The 16,785-nt window shown below is 57.7% G+C and carries 13 protein-coding genes; 5 read left to right on the top strand and 8 right to left on the bottom strand.

The features are described 5' to 3' along the window. The first annotated feature begins 94 nt into the window (after window positions 1–94). Entirely contained in the window at window positions 95–814 is a 720-nt protein-coding gene (gene fadR / locus BM373_RS10940) for a fatty acid metabolism transcriptional regulator FadR (protein ID WP_090461466.1), read from the top strand. Window positions 815–1,000: 186 nt separating this feature from the next. On the opposite strand, the gene BM373_RS10935 is transcribed toward fadR, so the two are convergent. Continuing rightward, on the bottom strand, window positions 1,001–2,533 hold the full coding sequence (locus BM373_RS10935) for a SpoVR family protein (protein WP_090461465.1): 1,533 nt from the start codon (window positions 2,531–2,533) through the stop codon (window positions 1,001–1,003). 321 nt (window positions 2,534–2,854) lie between these two features. On the opposite strand from BM373_RS10935, the gene BM373_RS10930 reads away from it, so the two are divergent. After that, on the top strand, window positions 2,855–4,153 hold the full coding sequence (locus BM373_RS10930) for a D-amino acid dehydrogenase (RefSeq protein WP_090461464.1): 1,299 nt from the start codon (window positions 2,855–2,857) through the stop codon (window positions 4,151–4,153). A 12-nt stretch (window positions 4,154–4,165) separates the two neighbouring features. After that, the gene (gene dadX / locus BM373_RS10925; protein WP_090461463.1) at window positions 4,166–5,239 is read left to right on the top strand and encodes a catabolic alanine racemase DadX; all 1,074 of its coding nucleotides are present in this window, start codon (window positions 4,166–4,168) and stop codon (window positions 5,237–5,239) included. Between the two features lie 25 nt (window positions 5,240–5,264). Here dadX and BM373_RS10920 read toward each other — a convergent pair whose 3' ends face one another. Beyond that, window positions 5,265–6,998 (bottom strand): potassium/proton antiporter, encoded by a 1,734-nt coding sequence (locus tag BM373_RS10920; protein WP_090461462.1) that lies wholly within the window; start codon window positions 6,996–6,998, stop codon window positions 5,265–5,267. A 131-nt stretch (window positions 6,999–7,129) separates the two neighbouring features. Further along, a complete protein-coding gene (ldcA, locus tag BM373_RS10915; protein ID WP_090461461.1) occupies window positions 7,130–8,038 on the bottom strand; it encodes a muramoyltetrapeptide carboxypeptidase in 909 nt (302 codons plus the stop codon). A 99-nt stretch (window positions 8,039–8,137) separates the two neighbouring features. Here ldcA and emtA point away from each other — a divergent pair, with 99 nt between their 5' ends. After that, complete coding sequence (gene emtA / locus BM373_RS10910; RefSeq protein WP_090461460.1) at window positions 8,138–8,752, top strand: membrane-bound lytic murein transglycosylase EmtA; 615 nt, start codon at window positions 8,138–8,140, stop codon at window positions 8,750–8,752. Window positions 8,753–8,758: 6 nt separating this feature from the next. Here emtA and BM373_RS10905 read toward each other — a convergent pair whose 3' ends face one another. Then, window positions 8,759–9,490 (bottom strand): flagellar brake protein YcgR, encoded by a 732-nt coding sequence (locus BM373_RS10905; protein WP_090461459.1) that lies wholly within the window; start codon window positions 9,488–9,490, stop codon window positions 8,759–8,761. A gap of 210 nt (window positions 9,491–9,700) precedes the next feature. Here BM373_RS10905 and BM373_RS10900 point away from each other — a divergent pair, with 210 nt between their 5' ends. After that, on the top strand, window positions 9,701–9,955 hold the full coding sequence (locus tag BM373_RS10900; protein ID WP_090461458.1) for a GlsB/YeaQ/YmgE family stress response membrane protein: 255 nt from the start codon (window positions 9,701–9,703) through the stop codon (window positions 9,953–9,955). Window positions 9,956–10,090: 135 nt separating this feature from the next. Here the strand turns inward: BM373_RS10900 and BM373_RS10895 are convergent, their stop codons facing one another. The 4 genes from BM373_RS10895 to BM373_RS10880 form a co-directional block, all read right to left on the bottom strand. After that, a complete protein-coding gene (locus tag BM373_RS10895) occupies window positions 10,091–12,199 on the bottom strand; it encodes a TonB-dependent siderophore receptor (protein ID WP_090461457.1) in 2,109 nt (702 codons plus the stop codon). Between the two features lie 234 nt (window positions 12,200–12,433). Next, window positions 12,434–14,131 carry an alpha,alpha-trehalase gene (locus tag BM373_RS10890; protein WP_090461456.1) on the bottom strand — a complete coding sequence of 566 codons (1,698 nt, stop codon included), beginning with the start codon at window positions 14,129–14,131 and terminating at the stop codon, window positions 12,434–12,436. Between the two features lie 193 nt (window positions 14,132–14,324). Further along, complete coding sequence (locus BM373_RS10885; RefSeq protein WP_090461455.1) at window positions 14,325–15,698, bottom strand: protein kinase domain-containing protein; 1,374 nt, start codon at window positions 15,696–15,698, stop codon at window positions 14,325–14,327. 40 nt (window positions 15,699–15,738) lie between these two features. Further along, window positions 15,739–16,698, bottom strand: a complete 960-nt coding sequence (locus tag BM373_RS10880; protein ID WP_090461454.1) for a hypothetical protein — start codon at window positions 16,696–16,698, stop codon at window positions 15,739–15,741. Window positions 16,699–16,785 lie beyond the last annotated feature (87 nt).

Below are 16,785 nucleotides of genomic sequence, written 5' to 3'. Positions count from 1 at the left end.
CCGATCCCTTTTTCTTCATGCTGCGCGCTATCTGGGGCGGTAACGCTCTGGTATGATGAGTGCCTTTGCTAAGCTGTGTAATGGATATCTCACTATGGTCATTAAGGCGCAGAGCCCGGCGGGTTTCGCGGAAGAGTACATCATTGAAAGTATCTGGAATAACCGTTTTGCCCCCGGAACGATTCTGCCAGCCGAACGTGAACTTTCCGAACTGATTGGCGTTACACGCACCACGTTACGCGAAGTGTTGCAACGCCTGGCGCGTGATGGCTGGCTGACCATTCAGCACGGCAAACCGACCAAAGTGAATAACTTCTGGGAAACGTCAGGTCTGAATATTCTTGAGACGCTGGCCCGGCTCGATCACGAAAGCGTACCGCAGTTGATCGACAACCTGCTCTCCGTGCGTACCAATATCGCGACCATTTTCATTCGCACCGCGTTCCGTCAGCATCCTGAAGACGCTCAGAAGGTGCTGGCAACGGCCAACGTCGTGGAAGATCATGCGGATGCCTTTGCCGACCTGGATTACAGCATTTTCCGCGGTCTGGCCTTTGCCTCCGGCAACCCGATTTACGGTCTGATCTTAAACGGCATGAAAGGGCTGTACACCCGCATCGGGCGTCACTATTTTGCCAACCCGGAAGCGCGCAGCCTGGCGCTGGGCTTCTACCACACGCTCTCTCAGCTTTGCGAGAAAGGCGAGCACGATAAAGTGTATGAGACAGTGCGTCGTTACGGGCACGACAGCGGTGAGATCTGGCACCGGATGCAGAAAACGCTGCCGGGCGATTTAGCGATTCACGGACGTTAAGGGTTTTCCCTAAGTTTAAGAGAGAAGGGATCGATCCACCCTCACCCTAACCCTCTCCCTGAGGGAGAGGGGACCGATCGAGCACCGACTGGCCTTTCTCCCTCTCCATGCGAGAGGGGACGGATCGAGCACGGACTGGCCTTTCTCCCTCTCCCTTAGGGAGAGGGCCGGGGTGAGGGTAATACCCTACAAACTATTCGGCCTTGGCGGGCAGCGGTCCAGTAACTCCACACTCCCATCTTCGTTTTGCTGCTCCAGCATCACATCAAACCCCCACAACCGGTGCACATGCTTTAACACTTCACGGCGGCCCTTATCCAGCGGTGCGCGATTATGCGGTATGTAACGCAGCGTCAGCGAGCGGTCGCCGCGCAAATCCACATTCCACACCTGAATATTTGGCTCCAGATTGCTGAGGTTGTACTGGGAGGACAATTTCGAGCGAATTTCCCGGTAGCCGTCTTCATTATGGATCGCGGAAATCTCCAGATAATTATTGCGATCGTCATCCAGCACCGTAAAGAAGCGGAAATCGCGCATCACTTTTGGCGACAGGAACTGGCTGATAAAACTCTCATCCTTAAAATCACGCATCGCAAAATGCAGCGTGTCCAGCCAGTCGGAACCGGCCACATCCGGGAACCAGTATTTATCTTCCTCGGTCGGCGACTGGCAGATGCGCTTGATGTCCTGGAACATCGCAAAGCCCAGCGCGTAGGGGTTGATCCCGCTGTACCACGGGCTGTTATACGGCGGCTGGAACACCACATTGGTATGGCTGTGCAAAAACTCCAGCATAAACCGCTCGGAGACTTTCCCTTCGTCATACAGGTGATTGAGGATGGTGTAATGCCAGAACGTCGCCCAGCCTTCGTTCATCACCTGGGTCTGTTTCTGCGGATAAAAATACTGGCTGACCTTACGCACAATGCGCAAAATCTCGCGCTGCCACGGCTCCAGCAGCGGGGCGTTTTTCTCCATAAAATAGAGCAGATTCTCCTGTGGCTCAGAAGGGTAACGACGCGCCTCGGCGACGGTTTTCTCCTCCTCGCGTTTCGGCAGCGTGCGCCACAGGGTATTCACCTGGCTTTGCAGATACTCTTCCCGGCTTTTCTGCCGCGCTTTCTCTTCCTGCAACGAAATTTTCTGCGGACGTTTATAGCGGTCAACGCCGTAATTCATCAGCGCATGGCAGGAATCGAGCAGTTTCTCCACCTCCACCACGCCGTAGCGCTCCTCGCAATCGGTAATATATTTCCGCGCGAAGATCAGGTAATCGACAATCGAGCTGGCATCGGTCCAGCTACGGAATAAATAGTTGTTTTTAAAGAAAGAGTTATGCCCGTAGCAGGCGTGTGCCATCACCAGCGCCTGCATGGTAATGGTATTTTCTTCCATCAGATAGGCGATGCAGGGGTTCGAGTTAATCACGATTTCATAGGCCAGCCCCTGCTGACCGTGCTTATAGAGCCGCTCGGTTTCAATAAACTTTTTACCAAACGACCAGTGAGGATAGTTAATCGGCATCCCGACGCTGGAGTAGGCGTCCATCATCTGCTCAGAGGTGATCACCTCAATCTGGTGCGGGTATGTGTCCAGCCGGTAGAGTTTCGCCACCCGGTCAATTTCGGCCAGATAGGTATCCAACAGCTCAAACGTCCAGTCAGGCCCATCGCACAGACGGGTTGCGTCCTTATTCACGGGGTCAATCATAGCCATTAGCGCGCCCTCATTGTTGGCGACCCTCTCTGTCTGGAGAGCCTTATGTCAAGCATAGATCACGGTGTCATAAACGGTCTGTCCGGCAGAAATTATTTCTTCGCCATAACGCCTTAGTGATGCGGGGAAAACCGGCCATTGCGCAGAGTTTTATACTGCTTAAAAAGAGGCCTTAGCAGGAGATCCTGAAAGCGTAACCTCAGGGCCGGTGGGCAAAGATGTGAGATCAGTCACCATAAAAAAGCCATATGTTGAATAACATTTTCATCTGGGTTATCAATTTGTAATCAGATGATTGTTCTTTACTCATAGGGAGTGGCTATGCGCGTTGTCGTTCTGGGTAGTGGGGTGGTGGGTGTAACCAGCGCCTGGTATCTGAATCAGGCCGGACATGAGGTCACCGTCATTGAACGCGAACCCGGTCCGGCGCTGCAAACCAGCGCCGCCAATGCCGGGCAAATTTCCCCCGGGTACGCTGCTCCCTGGGCGGCACCCGGCGTTCCGCTCAAAGCGGTGAAATGGATGTTTGAGCGCCACGCGCCGCTGGCGATAAGCCTCGACGGTACGCCGTTCCAGCTCAAATGGATGTGGCAGATGCTGCGCAATTGCGACACCCGGCACTACATGGAAAACAAAGGGCGCATGGTGCGTCTGGCGGAATACAGCCGCGACTGCCTGCGCACCCTGCGCGACACCACCGGCATCCATTACGAAGAGCGGCAGGGCGGCACGCTGCAACTGTTCCGCACCGAGCAGCAGTATGAAAACGCCACCCGCGACATCGCCGTGCTGAAAGATGCCGGGGTGCCGTATCAGCTGCTGGAAGCCGCGCGCCTTGCCGAAGTGGAACCGGCGCTGGCGGAAGTCTCACACAAACTTACCGGCGGCCTGCGCCTGCCGAATGACGAAACCGGCGACTGCCAGCTCTTTACTCAACGTCTGGCGGCGATGGCAGAGCAGGCGGGCGTGGTGTTCCGTTACAACACCCCGGTCGACCGGCTGTTATACGAAGGCGAAAAAATCTACGGCGTGAAGTGCGGAGACGAGATCGTCAAAGCCGACGCTTACGTCATGGCGTTCGGCTCTTATTCCACCGCCATGCTAAAAGGCATGGTCGATATCCCGGTCTACCCGCTAAAAGGCTACTCGCTCACAATCCCGGTTGCTGAGGATGACGGCGCGCCGGTTTCCACTATCCTTGATGAATCCTACAAAATTGCGATCACCCGTTTTGACCAGCGCATCCGCGTCGGCGGCATGGCGGAAATCGTCGGTTTCAACACCGAGCTACTGCGACCCCGGCGCGAAACGCTGGAGATGGTGGTGCGCGATCTCTTCCCGCGCGGCGGGCATGTGGAGCAGGCGACGTTCTGGACCGGGCTGCGCCCGATGACGCCGGACGGCACGCCGATTGTCGGGCGCACGCCGTATAAAAATCTGTGGCTAAACACCGGGCATGGCACCCTGGGCTGGACGATGGCCTGCGGCTCCGGGCAGTTAATCAGCGATCTGATTTCCGGCCATCCCCCGGCGATCGCTTACGACGATCTGGGCGTGGCGCGGTATCGCAGCGACTTTACCCCCGCGCGGGCACAGCATCTGCACGGGGCCCATAACTAACAAGGAGCGGTCATGTCTCGACCCATTCAGGCCAGTCTCGATTTACAGGCGCTGCGGCATAATCTTCAGGTTGTGCGCCAGGCAGCACCGGGTTCCAGAGTCTGGTCCGTGGTGAAGGCCAATGCATACGGGCACGGTATCGACAGGATCTGGCAGGCGCTCGGCACCACCGATGGCTTTGCGATGCTCAATCTGGAAGAGGCGATCCTCCTGCGCGAGCGCGGCTGGAAAGGACCGATCCTGATGCTGGAGGGCTTTTTCCACGCCGATGAGCTGGAGGTGTTTGATCAATACCGTCTCACCACCAGCGTGCACAGCAACTGGCAGCTTAAAGCGCTGCAAAATGCCCGCCTGCACGCGCCGCTCGATATCTACGTCAAAGTGAACAGCGGCATGAACCGGCTGGGCTTTTTGCCGGATCGCATCTCGTCGGTCTGGCAGCAGTTGCGGGCGATGCATAACGTCGGGGACATGACGCTGATGTCGCATTTCTCGGTGGCGGAAAAGCCTGATGGCATCGAGGAAGCGATGCTCCGCGTGGAGCAGGCGGCGGAAGGGCTGAACTGTCCCCGTTCGCTGTGTAACTCCGCCGCGACGCTCTGGCACCCGGAGGCGCATTTCGACTGGGTGCGGCCCGGCATCATTCTTTACGGTGCCTCGCCGTCCGGTCAGTGGCATGACGTGGCGACCAGCGGCCTGCGACCTGTGATGACGCTGAAAAGCCACATTATTGGCATCCAGCCGCTCAAAGCTGGAGAGCGCGTGGGTTACGGCGGGCGTTACCAGGCGCATCAGGAACAGCGCATCGGCATCGTGGCCTGCGGCTATGGCGACGGTTACCCGCGCGTGGCTCCCACCGGCACCCCGGTGATGGTGGAAGGCGTGCGTACGCAAACGCTGGGAACGGTGTCGATGGATATGCTGGCGGTGGATTTAACCCCCTGTCCGCAGGCGGGCATCGGCGCAGAAGTGGAACTGTGGGGCAGTGAGATCAAAATCGACGATGTGGCGGCCGCCGCAGGCACCGTCGGTTACGAGCTTATGTGCGCGCTCGCGCCGCGTGTGCCTGTGGTGACCCTCTCATAGTGACACTGTCACCTGAGCGAGGCGGTTACTCCGCCTCGTTTTCTACCGGGCGCACACCGACTTTGCGCACCGCGTTATCTTCCTTCTCCGCGACCGTCCAGATCATCCCGGCAAACTCCACCTGATCGCCCACGACCGGTGCCGCCCCCAGCAGTTTCTGCACGATTTCACCCAGCGTCTGCTGCGTATCGCGGTATTCCAGCCCTTCATCCAGGCCGTAAATCAGGGCAACGTCAGCAAAACGGGCGCTGGCTTCGAGAATAAAATCACCAAAGAAACGCTGATCCAGCGCTACCGGCGGCGACTGGCTGAACAGCTTGCCGAGCGCCGGGAGATCGCGCTCGCGGCCAATCACGCACAGCACATCGCCTTCACGCAGACGGGTACTGCCGGTCGGGTGTAACAGCGCATTATCGCGGAACAGCGCGGCAATGCGCGTCTCCGAAGGCATATGCAGATCGCGCAGCGCCGCCCCGACGCACCATTTATCGGCGCTAAGCTGGTAGATAAACTGCTCCCACGGATTCTCCGGGTGAATATCCAGCCCCACGCGCGACTCCGGCCAGCCGACCGGCGGCACCACCACTTTGGCCTTTTTCGCCGCCCAGGAGAGGGAGGTGCCCTGCAACAACAGCGACACCAGCACCACAAAGAAGGCGACGTTAAAGAACAGCCGCGAATTATCCAGCCCTGCCATCATCGGGAACACCGCCAGAATGATCGGCACCGCCCCGCGCAGGCCCACCCAGCTAATAAACACCCGCTCGCGCAGGTTAAACCCGCGAAACGGCAGCAGGGCGACGAATACGGACAGGGGACGGGCGAAGAAAATCATCCCCACGGACAGCACCAGCGCCGGAACCGCAATCGGCAGCAAATCGGACGGCGTCAGCAGCAAACCGAGCACCAGGAACATGCCGATTTGCGCCAGCCACGCCAGCCCGTCGAAGTTTTGTTGAATGCTGTAGCGGTTGCGGATCGGGCGATTACCGAGCACAAAACCGCACAGATAGACCGCCAGAATGCCGCTGCCTTCCAGCGCCGTGGTCAGGGCAAACACCAGAATACCGCCGCTCAGCGCCAGCAACGGATAGAGCCCACCGGGCAGGGCGATGCGGTTGATCATTTGTTGAAGCATATAGCCGCCCGCCAGACCGAGCACGATGCCGAGACCAAACTGCTGAACAATATGCACCACGAACATCCAGCTCAGGCCGCTCTCGTGCTGCTGGATCATCTCAATTAAGGTGATGGTCAAAAATACCGCCATCGGATCGTTGCTGCCGGATTCAATCTCCAGCGTCGAGCCGACACGTTCGTTAAGCCCCTTGCCGCCCAGCAGGGAAAACACGGCGGCGGCATCGGTCGAACCGACAATTGCGCCGATCAGAAGACCTTCGATCATGCTGAGATGAAACAGCCACGCCGCCAGCACCCCGGTCAGACCGGAGGTGATCAGCACGCCCACCGTTGAGAGCGACAGGGCCGGGCCGAGCGCCACGCGAAAGGAACTTGCCTGAGTGCGCATCCCGCCGTCGAGCAGGATCACCGCCAGCGCAAGGTTACTCACCATGTAGGCTAACGGGTAGTTATCGAAGGAAATACCGCCAACGCCGTCCACGCCCGCTAACATGCCGATGGCAAGGAAAATCACAAGAATGGGGATACCGAGACGAGAGGAGAAAGAACTTAATAAGATGCTGCAGGCTACAAGAACAGAACCCAGAATAAAAAGACCGATAATCGCCTGTGCTTCCAATGTCGTATGACTCCTTATTACGTCAAGATCACCCGTTACTCTGCTCCATCCGTATTGCGGGTGGAGCATGACAAAACTCTAACATATTAACGGCAGGAACCGGGGTTTAATAAGGGCTGTGAATGGATTTTTTATTCATTCAGCACAGAATGCCCGGTCAGGGTTAAGGTGGTGTGCGCACCGTTGTGGTTAAGCGTGGCCTGAGCACCCAGCGGCAGGGTCACGGTTTGCGGCTCATGACCAAACGCCAGCCCGGAAATCAGCGGCACGTCAATCTGCGTGCGCAGATAATCAATCATGCTGTGCAGCGAATAACCTGCGTCATACTCATTGGGCGCACTGTTACTGAAACTGCCGAGCACAATCGCCCGCTGGCGGTTTAAGATCCCGGCGTGATGCAGCGAGAGCAGCATCCGCTCGACGCGGAACGGATGTTCATTAATATCTTCGAGCACCAGAATGCCGCCGTCGATGGCGGGCAGATACGGCGTGCCGATCAGCGACACCAGCATCGCCAGATTGCCGCCCCACAGCGTGCCCTGTGCTTCGCAGGCAGGCCCCTCGCCGTGCCACGCCACGCTGTAGGTTTTATTGCGCAGCGCGCGCCAGAAGTGCTCCTGGGTAAACGCATCCAGAGTGTCCGCGCCAAAGTTGGCGGCAAGCATTGGCCCGCTGAATGTCACCACCCCACGGGCGAGCAGGCCCATCTGGATAGCGGTGAAATCGCTGTGCCCGCAAATCAACAGTGGAGAACGTTGCTGACGCAACGCCAGACCCTCCCAGTCAATCTGCGCGAGCAGGCGGCTTGCGCCGTAGCCGCCGCGCACCGGCAGCACAATGGTATTTTCCGGCAGATCCACCAGCGCATTCACGTCCCCCACGCGTTCGGCATCGCTGCCCGCAAAACGCTGCTCCCGGCGCGCAATCACCGCCTGGTTATGCACTTCATGACCGGCGGCCTCCAGACGCTCAACGCCACGGGCGGCGGCAGACTGATTAATGCAGTAGCCCGAAGGCGCGATTAAATGAAAGACTGACATGGCATTTCCTTGCTGACATACAGAGCGAAACGTTTATCATGCCGATTACTCACGTTGTTGTCATGCGCAGCAACTCACACCGGCATAAGGATCCCTTGCGTGAAATTAAGATGGTTTGCTTTTTTGATAATGTTACTGGCGGGATGCACCACGACCAAAAATGATTACAAAAATCCGCCGTGGAACCCGGACGTGCCGGTGAAACGTGCGATGCAATGGCTGCCGATAAGCGAAAAAGCAGGGGCCGCGTGGGGCGTCAGTCCGCGCCTGATCACGGCTATCATCGCGGTTGAATCGGGTGGTAACCCTGGGCTGGTCAGCAAATCCAACGCCGTGGGCTTAATGCAGTTAAAAGCCTCCACCGCAGGCCGGGAAGTTTACCGTCATATGGGCTGGAAGGGCGAGCCGACCACCGCCGAGCTGAAAAACCCGGAGCGCAACATCTCCATGGGGACCGCCTATCTGAGCATTCTGGAACACGGTGTGCTGGCAGGGATTGAAGATCCGGAAGTGATGCAGTACGCGCTGGTGGTGTCGTATGTGAATGGCGCGGGCGCATTGCTGCGTACCTTCTCGAAAGATCGCAAAAAAGCCATCAGTGAGATCAATGACCTGAGCGCGGATGAGTTTGTCGACCATGTTGCCGAAAACCACCCCGCGCCGCAGGCCCCGCGCTATATCTGGAAAGTGCAGAAGGCGATGGATGCCATGTAAATCCGCCTAGCGCACCTTATTGGCGCGCTCGTGCGCTTCACGCTCCAGCGAGAAGATGATTCGCTGGAGCTCACGCTCTACCGCCGGATTAACGTTTAAGAAGCGAAAGCTCAGGCGCGGCGTGGTCACCGTCTCATTTTTGCCATCCACCACCGTACGCTCGCTGATCGAAATCAACTGCGCATCGAAGTAAAACTGCCCCCAGGCCGCCATATCCAGCTCGATCTGGGTGAAACGCTGACCCTCTTTCAGACTCTCCGGCGCATTCCCTTCTAACAGCGCGCCCATCCCGCCTAGCGACAAATCGAACAGACGAAAACGCAGCAGGCTCTTGTCCGGCATTCTGGCCTTGCAGAAATAGGCCGGGTAGAGCGGGGCGCTGATGCGGAAATATTCCCGACGCTGAATAAACCATAATGAGGCGGGTAGCGGCGTCGTAAAGGCAGGGAGTGACTGATAATCGCCGCTGCTCAGTTGCGCGACGGTGAATTCAACTTTTGCCCCGTGAGTTTCAGCGGCAATGGTGACTTTCCCGGCGCGCTGAACAGCTTTGTTTTCGTATTCCTGGCTGCCGAAGTCAATGATCAGCGCATCCGTATTCACGTCCAGGATCTTGCTGATAAATTGCCCGCCCGGCCATGAAATCCGTACTGGCACCTGACCTTTTTGCAGGTCGCGCAAAACGCCCAGCACCGCCAGAGGGGTCTGCTTCAAGAACTGATCGCTGTAATTACTCACGCCTTATGGCTCCTTAAGAACGAATGCCCACCGGGGTTTTATCGGCACCGATGGCGGAAACTTCACATTAACGGACGATTTTTTTTTGCGATTAATCGGAATTAAGTCTGTGACATATAACCGCTTTTATTCACAGTGCCTATACTTAGGTGACCATGCAGGGATACTGGCCTGCGATATCAAGCAACAGCACAAAGAGGACATAGCAAAATGGGCATTATTGCGTGGATCATTTTTGGTCTTATTGCCGGTGTTATCGCCAAATTTATCATGCCGGGTCGTGACGGCGGTGGCTTCATTCTGACCTGTATCCTGGGTGTAGTGGGTGCCGTGGTCGGGGGTTGGCTGGCGACAATGTTTGGTATCGGTGGAGATGTGACGGGCTTTAATCTGCAAAGCTTCCTTGTCGCGGTTGTTGGTGCCATCGTGGTGCTGGCAATTTTCCGCTTAGTCAGCAGGCGTTAAGCTCAGTCTGACGTAAAAGGCAGCCATCTGGCTGCCTTTTTTATTTTTACCCTCACCCCAGCCCTCTCCCTGAGGGAGAGGGGGCAGATTTCTCCCTCTCCCTAAGGGAGAGGGTCGGGGTGAGGGTGTCCCTAATCAGAAATCATAGCCAACCGTTGCCAGCACACTACGCTCGGCACCGAAGTAGCAGTTATTAGTCCCGTAGCAGCCGGAAATATACTCCCGATCGCCCAGGTTATTCGCATTCACCTGCACAAACGCGCCCTTAAGCTGCGGCGACCATTCGCCCAGTTCCGCACGCACCGAGGCATCGAAAATCGTGGCCGACGGCAGGCGCGACGAGTTGGTGTCATCCGCCCACTGCTTGCCGACGTAACGCACGCCTGCGCCTGCGCTGATGCCGTAGTCAAACTTATAGTGCGCCCAGAACGACGCCATCTGATCCGGCGAAAGCTGCGGCGTGTTGCCGCTGTTGCCATCCAGCGAATCGCGGAAGCGCAGCGTGTTCCACGTATAGCCTGCAATAGTGCTCAGACGCGGCGTTAACTGATTACGCGCTTCAATCTCCACACCCTGCGAATGCACTTTCCCGGCTGGCAGATAGGTCGCCGTGCCGATGTTCGGATCGCGGGTGGCGACATCTTTCTGCGTCAGATCGTACATCGCAATGCTGTACATATCCGACGTGCCCGGCGGCTGGAACTTCAGACCGGCTTCATACTGCTCGGCGGTGGTCGGCTTTAACAGCGTGCCGTCAGCACCCGGCAGTGACGCAGGGGTAATCGCCTGGCTGTAGCTCATGTACGGCGACAGGCCATTTTCAAAGGCGTAAAGCAGCGACGCGCGCCCGCTGATATGGTCATCCTGGCGACGACTTGAGGTGGATTTCGTATCGCTGACCTGCTCCGACACAATGCGGTCGTAGCGGCCTGACACGTCCAGATGCCAGCGGTTCCACACCATCTCATCCTGGAGATAAACCCCGGCCTGATAATAACGACGATTGTTGTCATCATTGTAGGTCACCACATGCCCGGTCTGCGGCGTGTAGCCGGTGAACGGATTCAGTGCTGCCGCGCTGCCCGCGCCCGTCCACAGATCGTTGCGATAGCGATGATATTCGCCACCTAAGATCAGCGTGTGCGTCACCTCGCCGGTGGCGAAATCCGCCTGCACGCGGTTATCAGTAGACCATGCATCGAGAGAGCCGCGCGAACCGCTGTAGCCGCGCGCCAGCGTATTGGTGTTTTCGATCCAGCCGGTCTGGTAAACCTGATCCAGCGACACATTGGCATGGGTATAGCTGCCGCTGGAGTGCACCGACCAGACGTCATTGAACTGGTGATCAAACTCCAGGCTGTAAATCTGCTCCCGGCGCTGATAGCCGTCACCGCTATCGCCTTCGTTAGTGTTGTTGGTCAGCTTGCGGCCATTGTGCGCGAAGCGCGCGCCGTCCATCGGCAGTGAGCCGTGATAACCGCCGCTCGGATCTTTTTGCAGATAGGCGCGCACCAGCAGGCTGGTATCGGAATCCGGCTGCCAGAGCAGGGACGGCGACAGGGCGTAACGCTCCTCGCGGGTGTTGTCATACTGCGTATCGCTGCTGCGGGTCATGCCGATAATGCGAAACGCCAGCTGATCGTTAATCGCATCGGTGTAATCAAACGCGCCGCCTTTGGTGTTCTGCGTCCCGCCGCTCACCCGGAAATGGCCTTCCGATTTGAACTGCGGGCGTTTGGAGGTGAGATTCACCAGTCCGCCCGGCACGCTCTGGCCGTACAGCGCCGACGCCGGGCCTTTTACCACATCTACGCGCTCAATAAACCACGGATCAATCTGCAACACGCTGTGGCTGCCGCCGTCGCTCATCAGGCGCATCCCGTCGAGGAAGACGTTATCCACATCGCCGCCGTGGAAGCCGCGCAGGGAAATAGCGTCAAACCGGTTAGCGGCCCCGCCAAAACTGGAGTAAACCCCCGGCGTATAGGCCAGCGCCTGCGACACCGTCGCCACGCCCTGATCTTCCATTTGCTGACGCGTTACCACCGACACCGACTGCCCGGTGGTGATCAGCGGCTGATCGGTTTTGGTCGCGCCACGCGTGCTTTGCACGGTGTAACCTTCTGTTGGCGCGATGGCCGACTGCGGCGCAGTGGCGGTGACCACCACGGTATCTTCCGCAAAAACCGCATGGGGCAGCGCTAACGCCAGCGCGCAGAAAATCGACGAACGTTTTAACAGCATTATTTTTATCCTTCCCAGACAACCCGACCCCCGCCCGGCGGCAGAGGCAACAATACATCACTAACATTTATAGGAATGAGAATTATTATTGTTCTCATGAATAGATTCAACCGGGAAATTGTGTGGCTATCGGCGGGGGGAAGGGGGTAAACGCCGCGAAAGCGAAGCGCGAGAGGGGAAGTGGGGATCACAAAGGGAAAACCTGCTACCAGATTTGGTAGCAGGTGAGAGGACTTACTGAGCGACTTTTTGTGTAGCCGGTTCGCTGTTGGCCGCCGGTTGTGATTTTGGCACGCTGTCGCAGGGCTGCGTTTTCGGGCAGACCAGATCCAGCATCATCAGCGTCACGCCGTTCGACCAGCCAAAACCGTCCTGAAGCGGGTATTCGCCGCCACCGCCACCGGTACCGGTGGTACTGACGTCATACTTCTCAACCAGCTTCTGCTCGCGGTCATAGGTGTGCTGCACGTTGGTCAGAAAACGCCAGGTCACATCCATCGCCACTTTTTCATGATCGTAGTTTTTCAGCCCCGCCACGGCGACCCATTGCAGCGGTGCCCAGCCGTTAGGCGCATCCCACTGCTGACCACTGTTAACGGTGGTGGTGGTCAGGCCGCCCGCTTTAATCAGCCGTGCTTCGGTGGCGGCCGCGACTTTATCGGCACGATCTTTCGCCGCCGCGTTCACAAACAGCGGGAACAGCGCAGCAGCGGTAAGCTGATTACGCACTTTCTGCGTTTTCAGATCGTAATCGGCATACCAGCCCTCTTTGTCATTCCACAGATTGGCTTCCATCCCTTTTTGCCGCGCATCGGCCAGCGCTTCAAACTGGCTGGATTTGGCGCTGTCGCCACTCGCCTGGGCGGCACGGGCGATCATTTTTTCCATTTTGTACATCAGCGCATTGAGATCGACCGGCACAATGCTGGTGGTGCGGATGGTGCCTAACTTATTGGGATCGTCCATCCAGCGCGAGCTGAAGTCCCAGCCGGAGGCCGCTGCGGAACGCAAATCGCGGTAGATTTCCGTCGCCGGGCGGTCAGGGTTATTTTTCGCCGTGGTCACATCGTCAAGCCAGGATTCCGGGCGCGGCGTGTCGCGGTCATCCCAGTAACGGTTGAGTACCGACCCGTCCTGCAATTTCACCACCCGCTTGTTGGCGGACCCCGGTTGCAGCGACTGCGCGCCGTCCATCCAGTACTGGTACTCTTTTTCCATCTGCGGCAGGTATTTTTTCAGCGCATCATCGCCGTCGTGGGTGGCGAGCAGTTCCACCATGAAAGCGAAGAACGGCGGCTGGGAGCGGCTCAGGTAATAGCTGCGGTTGCCGTTAGGAATGTGTCCCCAGGTGTCAATTTCATAAGCGAAGTTGGTCACCATATCTTCGATCTTGTCCCAGTGATCGCTCTCCGCGAGGCCCAGCATGGTGAAATAGCTGTCCCAGTAGTAAACCTCACGGAAACGCCCGCCCGGCACCACGTAGGATTCCGGCAGCGACAGCAGGGAATCCCACTTCCCGGCGGTATTGGTGGTGCGCGTCAGTTCTGACCACAGGCCATCAATATGCGCGCGCAAAGTCTGGCCTGCGGGTGGCACATACTTTTTGCCCTCGGCGGGCATAATAAAGTTCATCTCAACAAAATGGCGCAGATCAAACCCGGACTGGTTGCGCTGCATCCGGTAATCCGCCAGCACCATCAGCGGATCGCTTTTGGGCACCGCATCGGCAAAGGTTTTTTGATCGGGGAAGAGTTGCGCGGTTTGCACATCGGCGAAGAGCGGGCCGAGCAGGATATCCGGCGGCTGCGGCTGGGCCTGTCGTGGGGCTTCTTCGGCGAGAATTTGCGGTGAAAAACTTAATAAAGCACCGCTTAAAGCCAGCTGGATGGCAAAAAGCAGCGTATGAGGGCGGCGGGTTAAAGATCTTGTCATCAATTATTCTCCTTTGCGGGCGAACAGCGAAACCGCTGCAATCAACCTTCAGAAAACAGTAGACGAATATCCGTTACGTCGCGTGGTGGATTTCCCGTTTTGCGCCCTTTTAGACAATTTACCGCTAAAAATGAGGGCCGGTTTTCACCCTCTCCCTTTGGGAGAGGGTCGGGGTGAGGGGACCGTCTGTGCGCTAGCCCTGAGGATTTAAAAGCCAGGTGCCGGGAGCGGAAACCGACAGCGACTGGGTGTGGGTCTGGCTGCCGCTTTGCAGGGTGATGTCATATTTCCCGGCAGGCAATTGCAGGAAGGCATAGCCGCTGGCGGCGGCGACCACTTTTTGCGGTTTGCCATTAACCAGCAACTGGTTTGCGCCGTTCATGCGGATATAAATCCGCGCGATAAGCCCGCCCGCAGGGGTGGTGGAAACCGGCGTCGCCGTTGGTGCGGCGGTGGCGGCAGGGGTGGCCTCAGGATTATCGGTTAACGCCGCAGGCTTCGAGCCAAAAATCAGCGCCCCGGCGATCACCCCGACGAGGATACCCGCCGCGATCTGCACCGGAGTTTGCACCCGTCGCCACAGCGTTTTACGGCGGTCGTCTTCGGCTTCTTCAACCGGGATGAGCATGGTGCCCGGCGCTTTGCTGGCGGCCATTTCACCCGGTTCGCCGGAGTAAATCTCCGCGAGGGCGGCAAATTCCGCTATCGACTGCGGGCGGTCTTCCGGCTTTAGCGCCAGCGCCTTATCGATAGCCCGCAGCAGCGCAGGCGAGTAACCCGCGGGCGGATTGTCACTAAGCGTCACGCAACTGTCCTGAATACTGCGCGTCACGCTGGCGGGCGGGCAGGTGCCGTGCACAAGTGTGTAGAGCACCGCACCCAGCGAATAGATATCGGTCCACGGGCCGATCTGACTTGCCAGATCGTTGGTGTAAAGCTCAAGCGGAGCAAACCCGGCCTGTAACTGCGCGTTGGCTCCGTCGCCCGGCGTGCCGCTGATGGGATGCGAAATGCCGAAGTTAAGCAGCAACGGCATACCGTTATCCTGAATCTGGATGCTATTCAGCGACAGGTTGCGATGCACAAAGCCGTCCCGGTGCAGGAGCGACAGCCCACTGCACAGCATCGGCAGCACCCGGCGGATCCACTCGTCATCGATCGCTTCCGGCTGGATTTTATGCAGTTCAGCCAGGGTAATACCGTTATAAAACAGGGTCGCGGCATAGGCGGTTTCGTTCTGCACCCAGAAGCGCAGCACCTGCACCAGATTTGGATGGTTAAAACGCGCCAGCTGGCGTGCGTCTTTAATAAAGGCGGTCAGCCCGGCGCTAAAAGCCTGGTGATCCTGCTTACCGCGCAGGATCAGGCGCATGTCATCGCTGCGCACGGTAAGGGCGCGGGGCATAAATTCACGAATGGCAATGGCGCGTTCAAGCTGGTGATCCCACGCCTGATAGACGATTTCCGTCTGCGTCGTCTGGATCACATCCTGAATTTCAAACTCGTCGAAGCGATAGCCTGGCGGCAGCGCATCGGCGATGGATTTCGTGTAGTCGTGTTCTGTCATTGTGCGGCTTCTCAGCTCAAAACGGACGAAAGGGTCAGGATCATTTCTGCGTGCGCCATGCGCCCGCCGCCGGATCGCGCAGTTGTGGATGTAAATTATCCACCAGCAGCAGCGTCAGTGACGTACCGGGTTCAAGCCAGCCCGACCACACTTTGCGGATCTCATTTAAGCGCGCCTGCAAGCGCGTTTCATCCAGCGCCAGATCGCGTGAAACCTCGACCGCCACAGACCCGCTGGCCTTCCAGCCGTTAATCTCCGGGCTGTAGGGGAGGATCATCCAGCTCTGCGGCGCTTTTTCGTTACTGACCACCATGCGCTCATTATTCACGCTGGTGATGAGCAACTGGTCAGGATTCACCGAGCTGTTCAGCCCGTTGACCGGGAAACCGTGAACAAAGGTCATGGTGATGCGCTTCTCGCCGCGATCGCCACTCTGCACGATCTCGCTGCGGCCATTCAGCCAGCCGCCTTTTTCGCACAAATCCGGAGATTTGGAAGGAATAAACAGCGCCGAGGCATCGGCATCGCCGCGCCAGAAGGTGCGCAGGTGGCAGCCGTCCTGCAGGGTAAATTCCAGCCAGGGCGTGCGGTCAGCCGGAGGAGAAATATCGGTGGTGGTTTCGCTGGGTTCGGTCGGCTCCAGCGTCTGCGGCGCAATCACCAGCGCCCAGTCGCTCTCTTTGCTGGCGCTGCCGTTAGCGAGCACATGATCCTGCGGGTCCACCAGTTGCCAGTTAATCAGCCCCAGGGCCTCACACTGGCTCGCAAGTAATGTGCCCAGGCGGGGCATAAAATTACTGAGGATGAACGGATTTTTATCACCATTGGTGACGATGCGGAGCGGGAGTTCAGCACCACACCAGCTTTGCGGGGAATTATCCTTAATGTCGTCAATCCAGACGTCCAGCTTCTGAGAGGGGGACTGTACAATGCGATAATTCCCGGCCAACACGGTAGAAGATGCCAGGAGCAACGCCAGACCCGAGAGCCAGAGTTTCATAAAAATCCTTGTTAGCCTGAGTGAATAAAAAATTAACGCCAGCGGGTACGCTTCTCTTTCAGATAGCATTTTAGTTCAGAATTGTCT

It is taken from the genome of Enterobacter sp. kpr-6 (assembly GCF_900116015.1).
Taxonomy (GTDB): Bacteria; Pseudomonadota; Gammaproteobacteria; order Enterobacterales; family Enterobacteriaceae; genus Enterobacter_D.
Note: the sequence above shows the minus strand (reverse complement) of the source record. Positions and strands in the feature narration are given on the sequence as shown.

Coding starts and splice junctions, on each gene's coding strand:
- BM373_RS10900 (WP_090461458.1), top strand. CDS start 9,701: ATGGGCATTATTGCGTGGATCATTTTTGGTCTTATTGCCGGTGTTATC.
- ldcA (WP_090461461.1), bottom strand. CDS start 8,038: ATGTCAGTCTTTCATTTAATCGCGCCTTCGGGCTACTGCATTAATCAG.
- fadR (WP_090461466.1), top strand. CDS start 95: ATGGTCATTAAGGCGCAGAGCCCGGCGGGTTTCGCGGAAGAGTACATC.
- BM373_RS10935 (WP_090461465.1), bottom strand. CDS start 2,533: ATGGCTATGATTGACCCCGTGAATAAGGACGCAACCCGTCTGTGCGAT.
- BM373_RS10880 (WP_090461454.1), bottom strand. CDS start 16,698: ATGAAACTCTGGCTCTCGGGTCTGGCGTTGCTCCTGGCATCTTCTACC.
- BM373_RS10930 (WP_090461464.1), top strand. CDS start 2,855: ATGCGCGTTGTCGTTCTGGGTAGTGGGGTGGTGGGTGTAACCAGCGCC.
- BM373_RS10890 (WP_090461456.1), bottom strand. CDS start 14,131: ATGACAAGATCTTTAACCCGCCGCCCTCATACGCTGCTTTTTGCCATC.
- dadX (WP_090461463.1), top strand. CDS start 4,166: ATGTCTCGACCCATTCAGGCCAGTCTCGATTTACAGGCGCTGCGGCAT.
- BM373_RS10885 (WP_090461455.1), bottom strand. CDS start 15,698: ATGACAGAACACGACTACACGAAATCCATCGCCGATGCGCTGCCGCCA.
- BM373_RS10895 (WP_090461457.1), bottom strand. CDS start 12,199: ATGCTGTTAAAACGTTCGTCGATTTTCTGCGCGCTGGCGTTAGCGCTG.